The following is a 13,320-nucleotide window of genomic DNA, read 5'->3' on the forward strand; positions in this document are numbered from 1 at the left end:
ATGGTCCAGAAGGCCGGATATTCCCAGCCGCCATGGGTCGAGCTGTAGATCCACCCATTGCCGAATTGCTGGCGCACGATGCCCGCCATCAGCCCGGCCAGCACCAGCGCCACCCAGCGCGTCTGCCAGCCCAGGATGAGGAGGATGCCGCCCAGCGCCTCAAGCCCCGTCACGAACCAGGCGAACCAGGCCGGATAGCCCTGGCTGACGAACCAGGGGACGACATGCACCATCCCCGCCGTCCAGATCTTCCAGACAAAGGCGTGCGCAAGGAAGAGCACGCCCATGGTCACGCGCAGCAGCAGCGCCGCATAGGGGGCGGTCGCGGGCATCAGCGGGCCTCGGCGAAACGCTGGCGTGCGAGCCGGGTCCAGCCATCGGGCGGCAGGATGGCGAGCACGGTGAAGCGCCCCTGCCCCTCGGGCCGCATCACCACGGCGGCCCCCTGCGGCTGCGGCGCCGGGCCGCCGGCGCGCATCATGTGGTAGGAATGGCCGACCAGCACCCAGTTGCCCCCGAAGCCCGGCTCGGGCAGCAGGCCGCGCAGCGCCTCGCCCATCTCGCGATGCGCCGCCTCATCCAGGTGGCGCGGCAGGGAGAGGGCGTTCTCCGTCTCGGCGCCGCCAAAGGCCAGCGCCGCCGTTTCCAGCGTGCGGCAGAAGGGGCTGGAGAGCACCCGGCTCACCGGAATGCCCAGCTCGCGAAAGGCCGTGCCGATCGCCACCGCCTGCGCCCGGCCGGTCTCGTCCAGGTTGCGCTGCGTGGCGCAGTCGCCCATCACGGCGGTCAGGTTGTCGGGCGCGGTGCTGCCGGTTTCCGTGTGGCGCAGGAAGATGACGAGCCCCCCTTCGCGCAGAGCGGCGAGGAGCCCGGGCTCGGCCCTCGCGGCCGGCATGTCCATCCCGAGGAAGATCAGGGCGAAAAGGGTAAGGCGGCGGATCATGCCACCCCAGATGGGGGAAGGATTACCGCCTCGCAATCCTTCCCTGGAATGATTCAGGGGAAGGCCGCCGCCACCGCGCGCACCGCCTTCTCGCGCCGCTCCAGCACTGCCGACATCGCGGCGCGGGTGGAAGCGACGAGAGCGGCCGGCGCCGTCTCCGGCGTGCCGGAATCGAAGGGCGGGCGGGGGTCATACTGCATGTAGAGCTGGATGCCCTGCGCCACCTCGGGGCCCCGCAGCTTGGCCGCGAGATGCAGCGCGCCGTCGAAGCCCGAGGTGACGCCGGCGGCCGTCACGAACTTGCCGTCCTCCACCACGCGCTCATTCACCGCGGTGGCGCCGAAGATCGGCAGCATGTGGTGGCTCGCCCAATGCGTCGTCGCGCGCTTGCCGCGCAAGAGGCCGGTGGCGCCCAGCAACAGCGCGCCGGTGCAGACGGTGAAGACCGCCTGCGCGCCCAGCGCCTGGCGCCGCACCCATTCGAGAATCACGGGGTCCGCCATCGCCGCATCCACGCCGAAGCCGCCCGGCACATGCAGCACGTCGAGCTGCGGCGCCTCCTCCAGCAGGGCGTCGGGAAGGATGCGCAGGCCCTTCATGTCGCGCGCGGGCGCCATGGTCTTGGCGTAGATCTTCCAGGTCGAATCCGGCAGGCGCGAGAGCACCTCATGCGGGCCGGTGAGGTCCACCTGATCAAGGTCATCGAAGATCAGGCTGCCGATGTTGAGATGGGCCATGCGCGTCGCTCCCTGGGAAGGGCGCGAGTGTGGCGTCACCGCAAGGCATCGTCCATGGGGGTCCGCGCCAGGGCAGCCACGAGCGCGTCGAACACCACGCGCATGCGCCGGCTCGCATGCAGCTCTCGGTGCGCGGCCAGATACATGGGGAAGCGGATGGCCGGCGCCCGCGGCAGCACGCGGCGCACCAGGGGCTCGGCATCGCCCACCGCCTCGGTCATCAGGCCGATGCCGGCGCCCTGCTTCACGTACTCCCACTGCACCAGATGGTTCTCGCAGGTGAGGGGGAAATGCGCGGGCGTCAGCGCATAGCCCCGCGCCTGCAAAGCCGCCGCCATGGTCTCGGGCGTCGGGAAGCCGATGAAGACGCCGCGCGCCATCGCCGCCGCATCGCGCGGCTCGCCGATCGAGCGCAGATAGCTGGGCGTCGCGTAGAAATGCCCCGCATCATCGCGCAGCTTGCGGACGACGAGGTCGGGCTGCGTCGAGGCATAGTTGCGGATGGCGATGTCCGCCTCGCGCCGCAGCAGGTCGGTCGGCCTGTTCTCGGCGACGATCTCCACCTCGATGCCCGGATGCCGCGCGCGCAGCGCGAGGATGACGGGCGGCAGCAGATGCGCCGCATAGACATGCGTGGTGGTGATGCGGATGCGCCCCTCGATGCGCTCCGACTGCCCGGCCACGGCCAGCGAGAAGCGCGCCGCCGCCTCCCCCATCGCGCGCAGATGCGTGAGCAGCGCCTCGCCCCCCGGCGTCAGCCTGAGCCCGCGCCCCACACGCTCGAACAGAACCGCGCCCAGTTCCCGCTCCAGCGCCGCCACCTGCCGTCCCAGCGTGGGCTGCGTGATGCCGAGCGTGCGCGCCGCGGCGGACAGCGAGCCCTCCTCCGCCGTCGCGAGGAAGGCCCTTGCGTGGTTCCAGTCGAAGCGGGCGCTGCGCCAATCCATGCGAAAACGCATAAAGGAAATACGGATTTTCGCAATTTCCGCATGCATGGGCGGGGCCTAGAGCTGGGCCATGCAAGCCGCCCTCTGGCGCCGCTATGGCCCGCCCGAAAGCCTCACCCTCGGCGAAGCGCCGATGCCCACGCCCGGCCCGGGCGAGATCCGCATCCGCGTCCATGCCAGCACCGTCACCTCCGGCGATGCCCGGCTGCGCGGCTGCCGCGGGGCGGGGATCTTCTGGCTGCCGCTGCGCCTGATCTACGGCCTGACACGGCCGCGCCACCCCATTCCAGGCATGGAATTCGCGGGCGTGGTGGAGGCACTCGGCCCAGGCGTCACCGGCTTCGCCATCGGCGATCGCGCCTTCGGCCTGGCCCCGCGCGGCGCGCATGCGGAATACCTGACCATGCCCGAAACCGGCTGCGTCGCCCGCCAGCCCGCCGGCCTCAGCCACGCCGAAGCCGCCGCCCTGCCCTTCGGCGCGCTGACCGCGCTGGTCTTCCTGCGCGACGTGGCAGAGGCCCGCAGCGGCGAGCGCGTGCTGGTCCATGGCGCGGGTGGCGCGGTGGGCGTTTATCTGGTGCAGCTCGCACGGCATTTCGGCCTCGCCGTCACCGCCGTCGCCTCCGCGCGACACGCCACACGGCTGCGCGATCTGGGCGCGCAGCAGGTGCTGGACCGCGAGACCGGGGACTTCACCACGCAAGGCGCCAGATACGACATCGTGCTTGACACGGTCGGCGGCACATCCCTCCGCGCGGTGCGTCGCATCCTCACGCCACAGGGCCGCCACGTCTTCGTGAATTTCGCAACGCGCGAACTGGGCGCGATGCTGGCCACGCGCCTGCGCCCCGGCCCGCGCGTGCTTTGCGGCTACGCCCCCGGCCGCCAGGCCGACCTGCTCACCATCCGCGACCTGGCCGCGCAGGGCGCGCTCCGCCCCGTGATCGGCCACCGCATGCCGCTCGCCGAGATCACCGCCGCGCACGCCCTGGTGGATTCCGGGCGCAAGCAGGGCGCCCTGGTCCTGGATGTCATTCCGGCCGAATGCCAGCGCCCCGCATGACGGCCGCATACCGCGCCATGTCGCTGCGCACGAAGCCCATGATCTGCTCGGGCGTGTTCAGGTCGGGCATGGGCATCACCGCCTGCTCGGCCAGACGCTGCGCCGCCTGGCGCTGCGCCTGGGCGAAGGCCGCGTTCAGCGCCGCCACCACGGGCGCGGGCGTCCGCGCCGGCGCCATGGCGATGATCCAGGCATCCACCGCGAATTCCGGCATGCCCAGCTCGCTCGCCGAGGGCACGTCGGGCAGCGTCGGGGCGCGCTCCGCACCCGCTACCACCAGCGCCCGCACATTGCCGCCGCGGATATGCCCGAGCGCGGAGGCGATCGGGTCCACCGTGAAGAGCGCCTCGCCCGTGATCACCCCCTGCATGGCCGGCCCGCCACCGCGATAATGCACCGGCGCGATGTCGAGCCGGTTGACCGCGCGGAACATCTCGCCGCCGAGATGCACCGCCGTGCCGATGCCCGCCGAGGCGAAGTGATACCGCCCCGGATTGGCGCGGATCAGCGCCAGAAGCTCCGCCAGGTTCTGCGCCGGCAGGCGCGGATTGACGCAGAGCACCTGCGGCACCCGCCCGCACATGCTGACGCCCGCGAAATCCGCCACCGGGTCAAACGGCATGCGCGCCACCAGGGCGGGCGCGATGGCGTGGCCATTGCTGTGCACGATGATGGTGTGCCCGTCGGGCGTGGATTTCGCCACGAAATCCGTCCCCACCAGCCCCGCTGCCCCACCTGGCCGGTTCTCCACCACCAAGGGCTGGCCGATGATCTGCGAGACGGGCTCTGCCATGATGCGCGCCACCACATCCGTGGTACCGCCCGGCGCGAAGGGCACGACGACGCGGATCGGCCGGTCCGGCCGCCATCCGGCTTGGGCCCGGGCAAGGCCCGGCGTGGCGAGAAGCGTGGCGGCGGTCAGCAGCTGGCGGCGTTGCATGGTCGTCTCCCGTGTCGGCGCCGGTTGGCCCGGCTTCGGCGTGAAGCTTGGCCCGCCGCGCGGCACGGGGGAAGCCTCCCGCAATGGCGTGGTTCCTGTTAAGCTGCCTCCGGCCCGAAGCATTCCCCTCGGGCGCCCACAGGCATGATGGCGCGCATGAACAGCACCTCCCCGCAATTCAAGGAAAACGCCCGCAAGGCGATGGCCGATGCCGGGCTGCAAAAGGCGCTGGGCACCGCCAAGGGCGCCTTCCTGCAACGCCGCGCCGCCGCCGTCGCCGGCCTGCCGGAATTCGAGCAGCTCCGGAACACGGCGCGGGACATCAAGAACCACACGCTGGCCCATCTCGACTTCTACCTGGAAAAATTCGCCGAGAATGTGGAGCGCGCCGGCGGCCATGTGCATTGGTGCAGCACGGCCGAGGAAGCCCGCGCCGCTGTGCTCGAGATCTGCCGCAAGGCCAATGCCAGGACCGTCACCAAGGGCAAGTCCATCATCTCCGAGGAGATGGGCATCAACCATCACCTGGAAGAGCACGGCATCACGCCGGTCGAGACCGACCTCGGCGAATATATCATCCAGCTGCGCGGCGAGATCCCGTCGCACATCATCGCGCCCGCCTTCCACCTGAACCGCGAGGATTGGGAGGCGGATTTCCGCCGCGCCCATACCGACCTAGACCCCGACCGCGTCTTCCACGAGCGCCGCGACATCCTCACCGAGGCGCGCACCCGCCTGCGCCAGAAATTCCTCGCCGCCGATGTCGGCATCACCGGCGCCAATTTCCTGATCGCCGAGACGGGCAGCAGCGTCATCGTCACCAATGAGGGCAATGGCGACCTGACGCAGACGCTGCCCCGCGTGCACATCGCGCTGGCCTCCATCGAGAAGGTGGTGCCCACGCTGGAGGATGCGACGAGCCTGCTGCGCGTGCTCGCGCGCTCCGCCACCGGGCAGGATTTCTCGGTCTACACCACCTTCTCCACCGGCGGCCGCCGCAAGGGCGATCTGGACGGGCCGGAGGAATACCATGTGGTGCTGCTGGACAATGGCCGTTCCAACATGATGGGCACCGAGTTCCAGGAGATGCTGCGCTGCATCCGCTGCGCCGCCTGCATGAACCACTGCCCGGTCTATGGCACCACGGGCGGCCATGCCTATGGCTGGGTCTATCCCGGCCCCATGGGCTCCGTGCTCACACCCAGCCTGATCGGCGTGAAGGAGGCGGGCCACCTGCCCAATGCCAGCACCTTCTGCGGCCGCTGCGAGAGCGTCTGCCCGGTGAAGATCCCGCTGCCCAAGCTCATGCGCCACTGGCGCGAGCGCGAGTTCGAGCGGCACCTCCAGCCTGGCGGCGTCCGCACCGGGCTTGGCATCTGGGCCTGGTTCGCGAAACGGCCGGGAATGTATCGCCTCGCCTCGCGCCTCGGCATCGGGGCCCTCGGTTGGCTCGGCCGCAAGAAGGGCGCCTTCAAGTCGCTGCCCTTGGCCCAAGGCTGGACCGCGGGGCGGGACCTGCCCGTGCCGCAGGGCCGGACCTTCATGGATGAATACGCGAAGCGCCAGCGCGCGGGAGGCTCCCGATGAGCAAGGAGGCCATCCTCGGCGCCATCCGGCGCGGCCTGAAGCGCGGCCCCCTGCCGGAAGACCAGCGCGCCATGCTGGAAGGGCGGCTTGCCACCCATCCGCGCCACCTCATCCCCGCGCGCTCCCGCGTCTCGCGGCCCGAGCAGATCGCGCTCTTCATCCGCAACGTGGAGAAGGAATTCGGCACCGTCGCCCGCGTGCCGGGCTTCACCGCCGTGCCGCAGGCGGTGGCCGATTATCTCGCCGCGCAAAACCTGCCCGCCCGCTTCGCCATGGCGCCGCACCCCGAGCTCAAGCGCATCAAATGGGCCGATCACCCGATGCTCGAGATCGAGACGCGCCAGGGCCAGCCCAGCGACCTCGTCAGCCTGCAGCACGGCTACGCCGGCGTGGCCGAGACCGGGACGCTCATGCTCCCCTCCGACCCGCATCGCCCCACCACGCTGAACCTGCTGCCCGACACCGAGATGGTGGTGCTGCGCGCGAGCCGCGTCGTCGGCGCCTATGAGGAGGCCTGGGACCTGCTGCGCGAGGAACGCAAGGACAAGCAGACCGGCGGCTTCATGCCCCGCAACATCATGTGGGTCACCGGCCCCTCGCGCAGCGCCGATATCGAGCAGACGCTGGAGCTCGGCGCACATGGGCCGAGGGCGCTGCACATCATCCTGGTGGATGACGACCCCTCGGCGAAAGCGTGAAGCGCCGCCGCGGCCTCACGGCCGAGGACAAGGCCGTCTGGGCCGCCGTCGCCCGCACCATCCGCCCCCTGCCCGGACGCGCCATGCCCGAGGCGCCGCCCAGCATCACCATCACGCCCCCGCCCCGCGCCGCCGAGCCCGCGCCGCCACCGCCCAAGCCCCGCCTGCCGCCGCCCGAGATCAGCGTCGGCGCCCAGCCCTCCGGCCTGGATGCGCGGCGCTGGCGCGATCTGCGCCGTGGCACCATGCGGCCCGAGCGCAAGCTCGACCTGCACGGCATGACGGCCGCCCGCGCCCATCAGGCGGTCGAGAATTTTCTCCGCATGTGCCACGCGGATGGCACGCGCGTGGTCTGCATCGTCACCGGCAAGGGCAGCAGCACGGAGGGCGGCGTGCTGCGCCGCGAGCTCCCGCATTGGCTGAACGCGCCGCATCTGCGCCCGCTGATCCTCGGCGCCGCGCATCCGCACAAATCCAATGCGGGCGCCGTGCATCTCCTGCTGCGGAGGGTGAAGTGAGCCCCGGAGGCGGGAAACCATGCCCCACGAATCCGGCCGCAAGGCGGCCGGCGCGCGGCGACCACCCTGCCCGCCCGCGCGGCATGCCTGAGGCGCGCAGCCAAGCGACCGGAGGGAGCGCCCGGCGCTTGAGGGCGGCAAAGTGACCCCCTTCGGCAAACGCCTCCGCGAATTGCGCGAGCAGCACGGCATCTCCCTCACCGAGCTGGCCACCGCGCTGCATGTCTCCCCCGCCTATCTCTCGGCGCTGGAGCACGGCAAGCGCGGCCGCCCCTCGGCCGGGCTGATCCATCAGGTGAACGAGCATTTCGGCCTGATCTGGGACGATGCCGAGGAACTGGTGCGCCTCGCGCGCCTCTCCCATCCCCGCGTGGTGGTGGACACGGCCGGGCTTTCGCCGCTCGCCACGGAACTGGCCAATCGCCTCGCCCGCAGCATCCGGGACCTGCCGGAGGCGCGCGTGGCCGCCCTCCTTGCCCTTCTGGAAAGCCCTCCAGATTAAGGGGTGCTCCCTTGCCCTCCCCCCAAGGCGTGGCTAGGGTCGCCCGTCATTCGGCAGTGCAGCAAAGCCAGTCAGGAAAGAAGGCGCAACCGGCCATGAAGCTCCTCGTCCCGGTCAAGCGGGTGGTTGATTACAACGTCAAGGTCCGCGTGAAGGCGGACAACACGGGCGTTGAGACGGCCAACGTGAAGATGTCCATGAACCCCTTCGACGAGATCGCCGTCGAGGAAGCGGTCCGCCTCAAGGAAAAGGGCATCGCCACCGAGATCATCGCGGTCTCCGCCGGCCCCGCCGCGGCGGCCGAGCAGATCCGCACGGCGCTGGCCATGGGTGCCGATCGCGGCATCCTGGTCGAGCATGACGGCACGCTCGAGCCCATCGCCGTCGCCAAGATCCTGAAGGCGATCATCGCCAAGGAATCGCCCGACCTCGTCATCCTCGGCAAGCAGGCCATTGATGACGACATGAACGCCACCGGCCAGATGCTGGCGGCCCTCATGGGCTGGCCCCAGGGTACCTTCGCCAGCAAGGTCGAGATCGCCGACGGCTCCGCCACCGTGACGCGCGAGGTGGATGGCGGCCTGGAGACGGTGAAGCTGACCCTTCCCGCCATCGTGACGGCCGACCTCCGCCTGAACGAGCCGCGCTATGCGTCGCTTCCCAACATCATGAAGGCGCGCAAGAAGACCATTGATACCGTGAAGCCCGCCGATCTCGGCGTGGACCCGACGCCGCGCCTGACGGTGCTGCGCGTGGAGGAGCCGGGCAAGCGCCAGGCCGGCGCCAAGGTGGGCTCGATCCAGGAGCTGGTGCAGAAGCTCCGCAACGAAGCGAAGGTGATCTGAGATGGCCGTCCTCCTTCTCGCCGACCACGACGGCCGCGCCGTCTCGCAGCCCACGCGCAGCGCCGTCGCCGCCTGCGCCAGCCTGGGCGAAGTCCATGTGCTGGTGCTGGGCGAAGGTGCCGCCGGCGCCGCCCCGGCCGCCGCCGCCATGCCGGGTGTGACGAAGGTCCTCCTCTGCGAGGACGCCTCGCTCGCCAACCGCCTGGCCGAGCCGCTGGCCGCCCTGCTGGTGCAGCTCGCCCCCTCCTATGACCACCTGGTCGCGCCGGCTTCCGCCGCCGGCAAGAACGTGATGCCGCGCGTGGCCGCCCTGCTCGACGTGCAGCCGATCAGCGACGTCTCGGGCGTGGTGGACGCCGACACCTTCGTGCGCCCCATCTATGCCGGCAACGCGCTGGCCACGGTGAAGAGCAGCGACGCGAAGAAGGTCATGACCATCCGCGCCGCGAGCTTCGACCCGGTGCCCGCCACGGGCGGCAGCGCCGCCGTCGAGGCCGTCGCCGCCGCCGCCAACCCCGGCACGTCGAGCTTCGTCGGCGCCGAGGTGAGCAAGAGCGAGCGCCCCGAACTGACCGCCGCGAAGGTGGTGGTCTCCGGTGGCCGCGCCATGGGCAGCTCCGAGAACTTCCACCTCATCGAGAAGGTGGCGGACCTCCTGGGCGCCGCCGTCGGCGCCTCGCGCGCCGCGGTGGATGCGGGCTATGCGCCGAACGACCACCAGGTCGGCCAGACCGGCAAGATCGTGGCGCCGGACCTCTACATCGCCGTCGGCATCTCGGGCGCGATCCAGCATCTCGCCGGCATGAAGGACAGCAAGATCATCGTCGCCATCAACAAGGACGAGGAGGCGCCGATCTTCCAGGTGGCCGACTACGGCTTCGTGGGTGACCTGTTCAAGGCCCTGCCGGAGCTCGAAGCCGAACTCGGCAAGCCCGCCTGATGTCGGTCCGCATCGCCAGCAGCGCCGACATGCCGGACGCGCTGCTCGACATCCCCGAGATCGCCTCGGTCGGCATCATCGGGGCGGGGCAGATGGGCAATGGCATCGCCCATGTCTGCGCGCTGGCGGGCATTCCGGTCGCGATGGTGGACATCGCGCCGGTGGCTCTCGACAAGGCGGTCGCCACGATCGCGCGCAACATGGAGCGCCAGATCGGCCGCAAGCTGATCACGCCCGAGCAGCGCGACGCGGCCTTGGCGCTGATCACCACCAGCACGGACTACGCCAGCTTCAGCGGCACGGATTTCGTGATCGAGGCGGCGACCGAGAAGGAGGCGATCAAGCGCGAGGTCTTCAAGGCCCTGGTGCCGCATCTGAAGCCCTCGGCGATGGTCGCCTCGAATACCAGCTCGATCTCGATCACCCGCCTGGGCGCGGGGACGGACCGGCCGGAAAAATTCATCGGCATGCACTTCATGAATCCCGTGCCGATCATGAAGCTGGTCGAGATCATCCGCGGCATCGCCACGGATGAGCCGACCTTCCGCGCGGTGGATGCGCTGGCCAAGCGCCTGGGCAAGCAGACCGCGACGAGCGAGGACTTCCCCGCCTTCATCGTGAACCGCATCCTGGTGCCGATGATCAACGAGGCGGTCTACGCGCTCTATGAGGGCGTGGGCGACATCCGCTCCATCGATACGGCCATGCGCCTCGGCGCCAACCACCCGATGGGCCCGCTGGAACTGGCGGATTTCATCGGCCTCGACACCTGCCTTTCCATCATGCAGGTGCTCTATGACGGGCTGTCGGACAGCAAGTACCGCCCCTGCCCGCTGCTGGTGAAATACGTCGAGGCCGGCTGGTATGGCCGCAAGACGGGCCGCGGCTTCTACGACTACAGCCAGGACCCGCCGGTCCCCACGCGCTGAACCGGATCGGGGGGCTTCGGCCCCCCTTTTCCTGTTCCTCAGACCGGATAGCGCAGGATCGCAGCGAGGTGGCCGCCGCCCGGAATCCGCACCGCCTGCGTCACCACCACATGCGCACCCGTCTCCAGCGCCCGGCGCGCGATCTCCTCCGTCAGGCCGCCCTCCGTCCCACCGAAGCTGATGGCGCCATTCTCGCCCATCATGCCGGGAACCTCCGCCTCCAGCTCCACCAGGAGCGTATCCACCGCGCCATGGGCCGCCGCCCGCGCCGCGCGGGCGAGGTCGGTCGTGGCGCGCCCCTCGGCCTCGCACCGCTGGAGCACCTCGCCCGCCGCGGCCGCCAGCGCATGGTCACTCGCATCATCCGGGCTGCCGGCGATGCCCGCCGCCGCAAGATGCGGATAGGTGCAGAGGCCGCGGAAGATGCACGCCATCGGCTCGGCCGCTCGGCGCTCTACCGCATCATGGAGCCGGAGGGCGGCGTCGCGCATCACGTGCAGCGGATCCGGCTTGGCCTCGTGCATGCCGCGCTGGCCGAAGCGGCGAACGGCGACAGCTCCATCGCGCGCATCGCCGAGGGCTTCGGCTTCCATGATGCCAGCGCCTTCGCCCGCGCCTTCCGCCGCCGCCCTGCGCGGCGAACGCCCGCCTGCGCCCGAACGGGCAGGTTCGACCGCCGGGACCGAGGCATCCGGCGGCCCGCTCGCAACCCTGCTGGGCAGCCTCCGCCTCCCGGTCTGAGGCTTCAGCGCGCGCGGCCGAGTCGCGCCAGCATCGCGCCATAGGCCGCCAGGAAGCGCGACGGCGCCTCTTCCGGCGCGTTCCAGGGCAAGGAGATCCGGATGCCGCTTCCTGCCTGGGCGCCGAACCCCATCGCCCGCAGCACGGGCGAGGCGGTGACCTTCCCCGAGGAGCAGGCCGCCCCGGCCGAAACCCGCACACCGGCGAGGTCGAGCGCGATGACCTGCGTCTCCGCCGGCACGCGGGGCAGCACCGCGAGCGTGGTGTTGGGCAGGCGTGGCGCCCCGGCGCCGGCGATCACGATGCCCGGATCGAGTGCGCGCAGCCCAGCCTCGATCGCATCGCGCAGGGCCGCGATGCGCGGCGCATCATAGCCCTCCTCCAGCGCGCCACCGAGCGATGCGATGGCCGGCAGGGGCTCCGTCCCGCCGCGCCGCCCGCGCTCCTGCCCGCCACCCGCGATCAGGGCCGGGAGATGCAGCCCCGGCGCGAGGATCAGCGCCCCCGCCCCCGGCACGCCGCCCAGCTTGTGGCCGGAGAGTGCCACGCTCGCCGCCCCCCAGCCGGCGAGGTCCAGCGCCATGCGCCCCGCCGCCTGCACCGCATCCACATGCAGGAGAGCGCCATGGGCGCGGCACAGCGGCGCGATCTCGGCCAGCGGGTGCAGCACGCCCGTCTCGTTGTTCGCGGCCATGACGCAGACGAGCGCCGGCCCGCCCACAGCCAACGCGCCCTCCAGCGCGGGCAGGTCCAGCGTCCCATCGGGCAGCACGGGCAGGATTTCCGCGGCCGGCGCGGTAGCCATCACCGCCGGATGCTCGGTCGCCCCCACCAGGATGCGGCGGCCCGCTCCCAGCCCATGAACGGCGAGCGCATTGGCCTCGGTGCCGCCCGAGGTGAACACCACATCGCCCGGCGCCACGGCGAAGCGCGCCGCCACCGCACGGCGCGCGACTTCGATCACGCGCCGCGCCGCCCGCCCGCCGCCATGCACGGAGGAGGGATTGCCGCCTCCCTCCAGCGCGGCCAGCAGCGCGGCCCGCGCACCAGGGCGCAGCGGTTCGGTGGCATTGGCGTCGAGGTCGAGGGGCAGGGTCATCGCCCTGCCCTTTCCCGCCGGATCAGACGCGCGTCAATTCCGCGCCCACCGGCTGGGGCGCGACGGCGCGGCCCAGAACGCGGCCCTGCACCACGTCCTGGAGCGTGAGCCCATCGAGGAAGAGGCGGATCTGTTCGCCCAGTTCGGCCCAGAGATCATGGGTGATGCAGCGCCGGCCGGCGATGCAGCCCGGCGCCCCATCCTCGCACCGCGTGGCGCGGATGGGTTCGTCCACCGCATCCACGATGGCGGAGATGCTGATCTGCTCCGCCGGCCGCGCCAGGCGATACCCGCCACCCGGCCCGCGGGCGGAGGCCACGAGTCCCGCCCGGCGCAGCGGGCCGAAGAGCTGTTCCAGATAGGCCAGGGAGAGCATTTGCGCCGCCGCGATCTCCGCCAGGCTGACGGGCGGGGTGGATTTGGCGGTGGGCGGCTTGGCCGTGCGGTCCTGCCGGGCCGCCAGCTCCACCATCGCCATCACGGCGTATCGGCCGCGCGTTGACAGGCGCATGGCCTGCACTCCTTCCTCAAACCGCATCGGGCGCCGTCCACGACCAGAGTCGCGGAGGGGCGCCTGAGGCGAAGCGCCGCTTCGCGGTCGCGATTTTCACGGGATGACCCGATGTCAGCCGACAGTCTGCATCAAAAAACCGGGGCGCGGGAAAGATTCCGCATGCGAATTGGCGCGCCATGCAATGAGACGGACCCAGCCATGCAATTCGCTGTGTGAATCCATTATGAAACGCAACCGTGAATGCGTATGATGCGCGCGTTGTCCCGGAGTGAGCCGGGATAATTCTTGAAGCGATTGTTTTTCCGACCGAAATTGCT

General features: G+C 70.8%; 15 protein-coding genes and 1 pseudogene. 8 read left to right on the forward strand and 8 right to left on the reverse strand.

What is annotated here, in order from left to right; translation table 11 throughout:
* Positions 1-89: 89 nt before the first annotated feature.
* The 4 genes and pseudogenes from ACQ860_RS10355 to ACQ860_RS10370 all read right to left on the reverse strand — a co-directional run.
* Positions 90-332, reverse strand: a pseudogene (locus ACQ860_RS10355) (DoxX family protein); the annotation flags it as partial.
* Positions 332-943, reverse strand: coding sequence for a histidine phosphatase family protein (locus tag ACQ860_RS10360; protein ID WP_431303298.1), 612 nt, complete (start codon positions 941-943; stop codon positions 332-334). The pseudogene ACQ860_RS10355 and the gene ACQ860_RS10360, both read right to left, overlap by 1 nt.
* A 53-nt stretch (positions 944-996) precedes the next feature.
* On the reverse strand, positions 997-1,680 hold the full coding sequence (locus ACQ860_RS10365) for a DJ-1/PfpI family protein (RefSeq protein WP_431303299.1): 684 nt from the start codon (positions 1,678-1,680) through the stop codon (positions 997-999).
* A gap of 35 nt (positions 1,681-1,715) precedes the next feature.
* Positions 1,716-2,627: a LysR family transcriptional regulator gene (locus ACQ860_RS10370; RefSeq protein ID WP_431303300.1), complete on the reverse strand. Its 912-nt coding sequence runs from the start codon at positions 2,625-2,627 to the stop codon at positions 1,716-1,718.
* Positions 2,628-2,697: 70 nt separating this feature from the next.
* Between ACQ860_RS10370 and ACQ860_RS10375 the strand changes: the two genes are divergently transcribed.
* Positions 2,698-3,690, forward strand: a complete 993-nt coding sequence (locus ACQ860_RS10375; RefSeq protein WP_431303301.1) for an NAD(P)-dependent alcohol dehydrogenase — start codon at positions 2,698-2,700, stop codon at positions 3,688-3,690.
* Here ACQ860_RS10375 and ACQ860_RS10380 read toward each other — a convergent pair.
* Complete coding sequence (locus tag ACQ860_RS10380) at positions 3,659-4,630, reverse strand: tripartite tricarboxylate transporter substrate-binding protein (protein ID WP_431303302.1); 972 nt, start codon at positions 4,628-4,630, stop codon at positions 3,659-3,661. The genes ACQ860_RS10375 and ACQ860_RS10380 overlap by 32 nt on opposite strands.
* Positions 4,631-4,786: 156 nt before the next feature.
* On the opposite strand from ACQ860_RS10380, the gene ACQ860_RS10385 reads away from it, so the two are divergent.
* From ACQ860_RS10385 to ACQ860_RS10415, 7 genes are all read left to right on the forward strand, one after another.
* Positions 4,787-6,217, forward strand: a complete 1,431-nt coding sequence (locus tag ACQ860_RS10385; RefSeq protein WP_431303303.1) for a LutB/LldF family L-lactate oxidation iron-sulfur protein — start codon at positions 4,787-4,789, stop codon at positions 6,215-6,217.
* Positions 6,214-6,915 carry a LutC/YkgG family protein gene (locus ACQ860_RS10390; protein WP_431303304.1) on the forward strand — a complete coding sequence of 234 codons (702 nt, stop codon included), beginning with the start codon at positions 6,214-6,216 and terminating at the stop codon, positions 6,913-6,915. The genes ACQ860_RS10385 and ACQ860_RS10390 overlap by 4 nt, the downstream gene beginning before the upstream one ends.
* Entirely contained in the window at positions 6,912-7,433 is a 522-nt protein-coding gene (locus ACQ860_RS10395) for a Smr/MutS family protein (protein ID WP_431303305.1), read from the forward strand. Before ACQ860_RS10390 ends, ACQ860_RS10395 begins: the two co-directional genes overlap by 4 nt.
* A 142-nt stretch (positions 7,434-7,575) precedes the next feature.
* The gene (locus ACQ860_RS10400) at positions 7,576-7,935 is read left to right on the forward strand and encodes a helix-turn-helix domain-containing protein (protein WP_431303306.1); all 360 of its coding nucleotides are present in this window, start codon (positions 7,576-7,578) and stop codon (positions 7,933-7,935) included.
* A gap of 95 nt (positions 7,936-8,030) precedes the next feature.
* Positions 8,031-8,780 (forward strand): electron transfer flavoprotein subunit beta/FixA family protein, encoded by a 750-nt coding sequence (locus ACQ860_RS10405; protein ID WP_431303307.1) that lies wholly within the window; start codon positions 8,031-8,033, stop codon positions 8,778-8,780.
* Between the two features lies 1 nt (position 8,781).
* Entirely contained in the window at positions 8,782-9,720 is a 939-nt protein-coding gene (locus ACQ860_RS10410) for an electron transfer flavoprotein subunit alpha/FixB family protein (protein ID WP_431303308.1), read from the forward strand.
* Positions 9,720-10,649 carry a 3-hydroxybutyryl-CoA dehydrogenase gene (locus tag ACQ860_RS10415; RefSeq protein WP_431303309.1) on the forward strand — a complete coding sequence of 310 codons (930 nt, stop codon included), beginning with the start codon at positions 9,720-9,722 and terminating at the stop codon, positions 10,647-10,649. The genes ACQ860_RS10410 and ACQ860_RS10415 overlap by 1 nt, the downstream gene beginning before the upstream one ends.
* A gap of 38 nt (positions 10,650-10,687) precedes the next feature.
* Here ACQ860_RS10415 and ACQ860_RS10420 read toward each other — a convergent pair whose 3' ends face one another.
* From ACQ860_RS10420 to ACQ860_RS10430, 3 genes are all read right to left on the reverse strand, one after another.
* Entirely contained in the window at positions 10,688-11,242 is a 555-nt protein-coding gene (locus tag ACQ860_RS10420; protein ID WP_431303310.1) for a hypothetical protein, read from the reverse strand.
* Positions 11,243-11,394: 152 nt separating this feature from the next.
* Entirely contained in the window at positions 11,395-12,489 is a 1,095-nt protein-coding gene (locus ACQ860_RS10425) for a cysteine desulfurase family protein (protein WP_431303311.1), read from the reverse strand.
* Positions 12,490-12,511: 22 nt separating this feature from the next.
* Positions 12,512-13,000, reverse strand: coding sequence for an Rrf2 family transcriptional regulator (locus ACQ860_RS10430; protein ID WP_431303312.1), 489 nt, complete (start codon positions 12,998-13,000; stop codon positions 12,512-12,514).
* Positions 13,001-13,320 lie beyond the last annotated feature (320 nt).

Origin of the sequence: Sediminicoccus sp. BL-A-41-H5, assembly GCF_050632405.1 — a bacterium.
GTDB lineage: Bacteria > Pseudomonadota > Alphaproteobacteria > Acetobacterales > Acetobacteraceae > Roseococcus.

Bases quoted from the DNA above. Each gene is read 5' to 3' on its own strand.
- ACQ860_RS10360 (WP_431303298.1), bottom strand. From the start codon at position 943: ATGATCCGCCGCCTTACCCTTTTCGCCCTGATCTTCCTCGGGATGGAC.
- ACQ860_RS10365 (WP_431303299.1), bottom strand. From the start codon at position 1,680: ATGGCCCATCTCAACATCGGCAGCCTGATCTTCGATGACCTTGATCAG.
- ACQ860_RS10370 (WP_431303300.1), bottom strand. From the start codon at position 2,627: ATGGATTGGCGCAGCGCCCGCTTCGACTGGAACCACGCAAGGGCCTTC.
- ACQ860_RS10375 (WP_431303301.1), top strand. From the start codon at position 2,698: ATGCAAGCCGCCCTCTGGCGCCGCTATGGCCCGCCCGAAAGCCTCACC.
- ACQ860_RS10380 (WP_431303302.1), bottom strand. From the start codon at position 4,630: ATGCAACGCCGCCAGCTGCTGACCGCCGCCACGCTTCTCGCCACGCCG.
- ACQ860_RS10385 (WP_431303303.1), top strand. From the start codon at position 4,787: ATGAACAGCACCTCCCCGCAATTCAAGGAAAACGCCCGCAAGGCGATG.
- ACQ860_RS10390 (WP_431303304.1), top strand. From the start codon at position 6,214: ATGAGCAAGGAGGCCATCCTCGGCGCCATCCGGCGCGGCCTGAAGCGC.
- ACQ860_RS10405 (WP_431303307.1), top strand. From the start codon at position 8,031: ATGAAGCTCCTCGTCCCGGTCAAGCGGGTGGTTGATTACAACGTCAAG.
- ACQ860_RS10410 (WP_431303308.1), top strand. From the start codon at position 8,782: ATGGCCGTCCTCCTTCTCGCCGACCACGACGGCCGCGCCGTCTCGCAG.
- ACQ860_RS10415 (WP_431303309.1), top strand. From the start codon at position 9,720: ATGTCGGTCCGCATCGCCAGCAGCGCCGACATGCCGGACGCGCTGCTC.
- ACQ860_RS10420 (WP_431303310.1), bottom strand. From the start codon at position 11,242: ATGGAAGCCGAAGCCCTCGGCGATGCGCGCGATGGAGCTGTCGCCGTT.
- ACQ860_RS10425 (WP_431303311.1), bottom strand. From the start codon at position 12,489: ATGACCCTGCCCCTCGACCTCGACGCCAATGCCACCGAACCGCTGCGC.
- ACQ860_RS10430 (WP_431303312.1), bottom strand. From the start codon at position 13,000: ATGCGCCTGTCAACGCGCGGCCGATACGCCGTGATGGCGATGGTGGAG.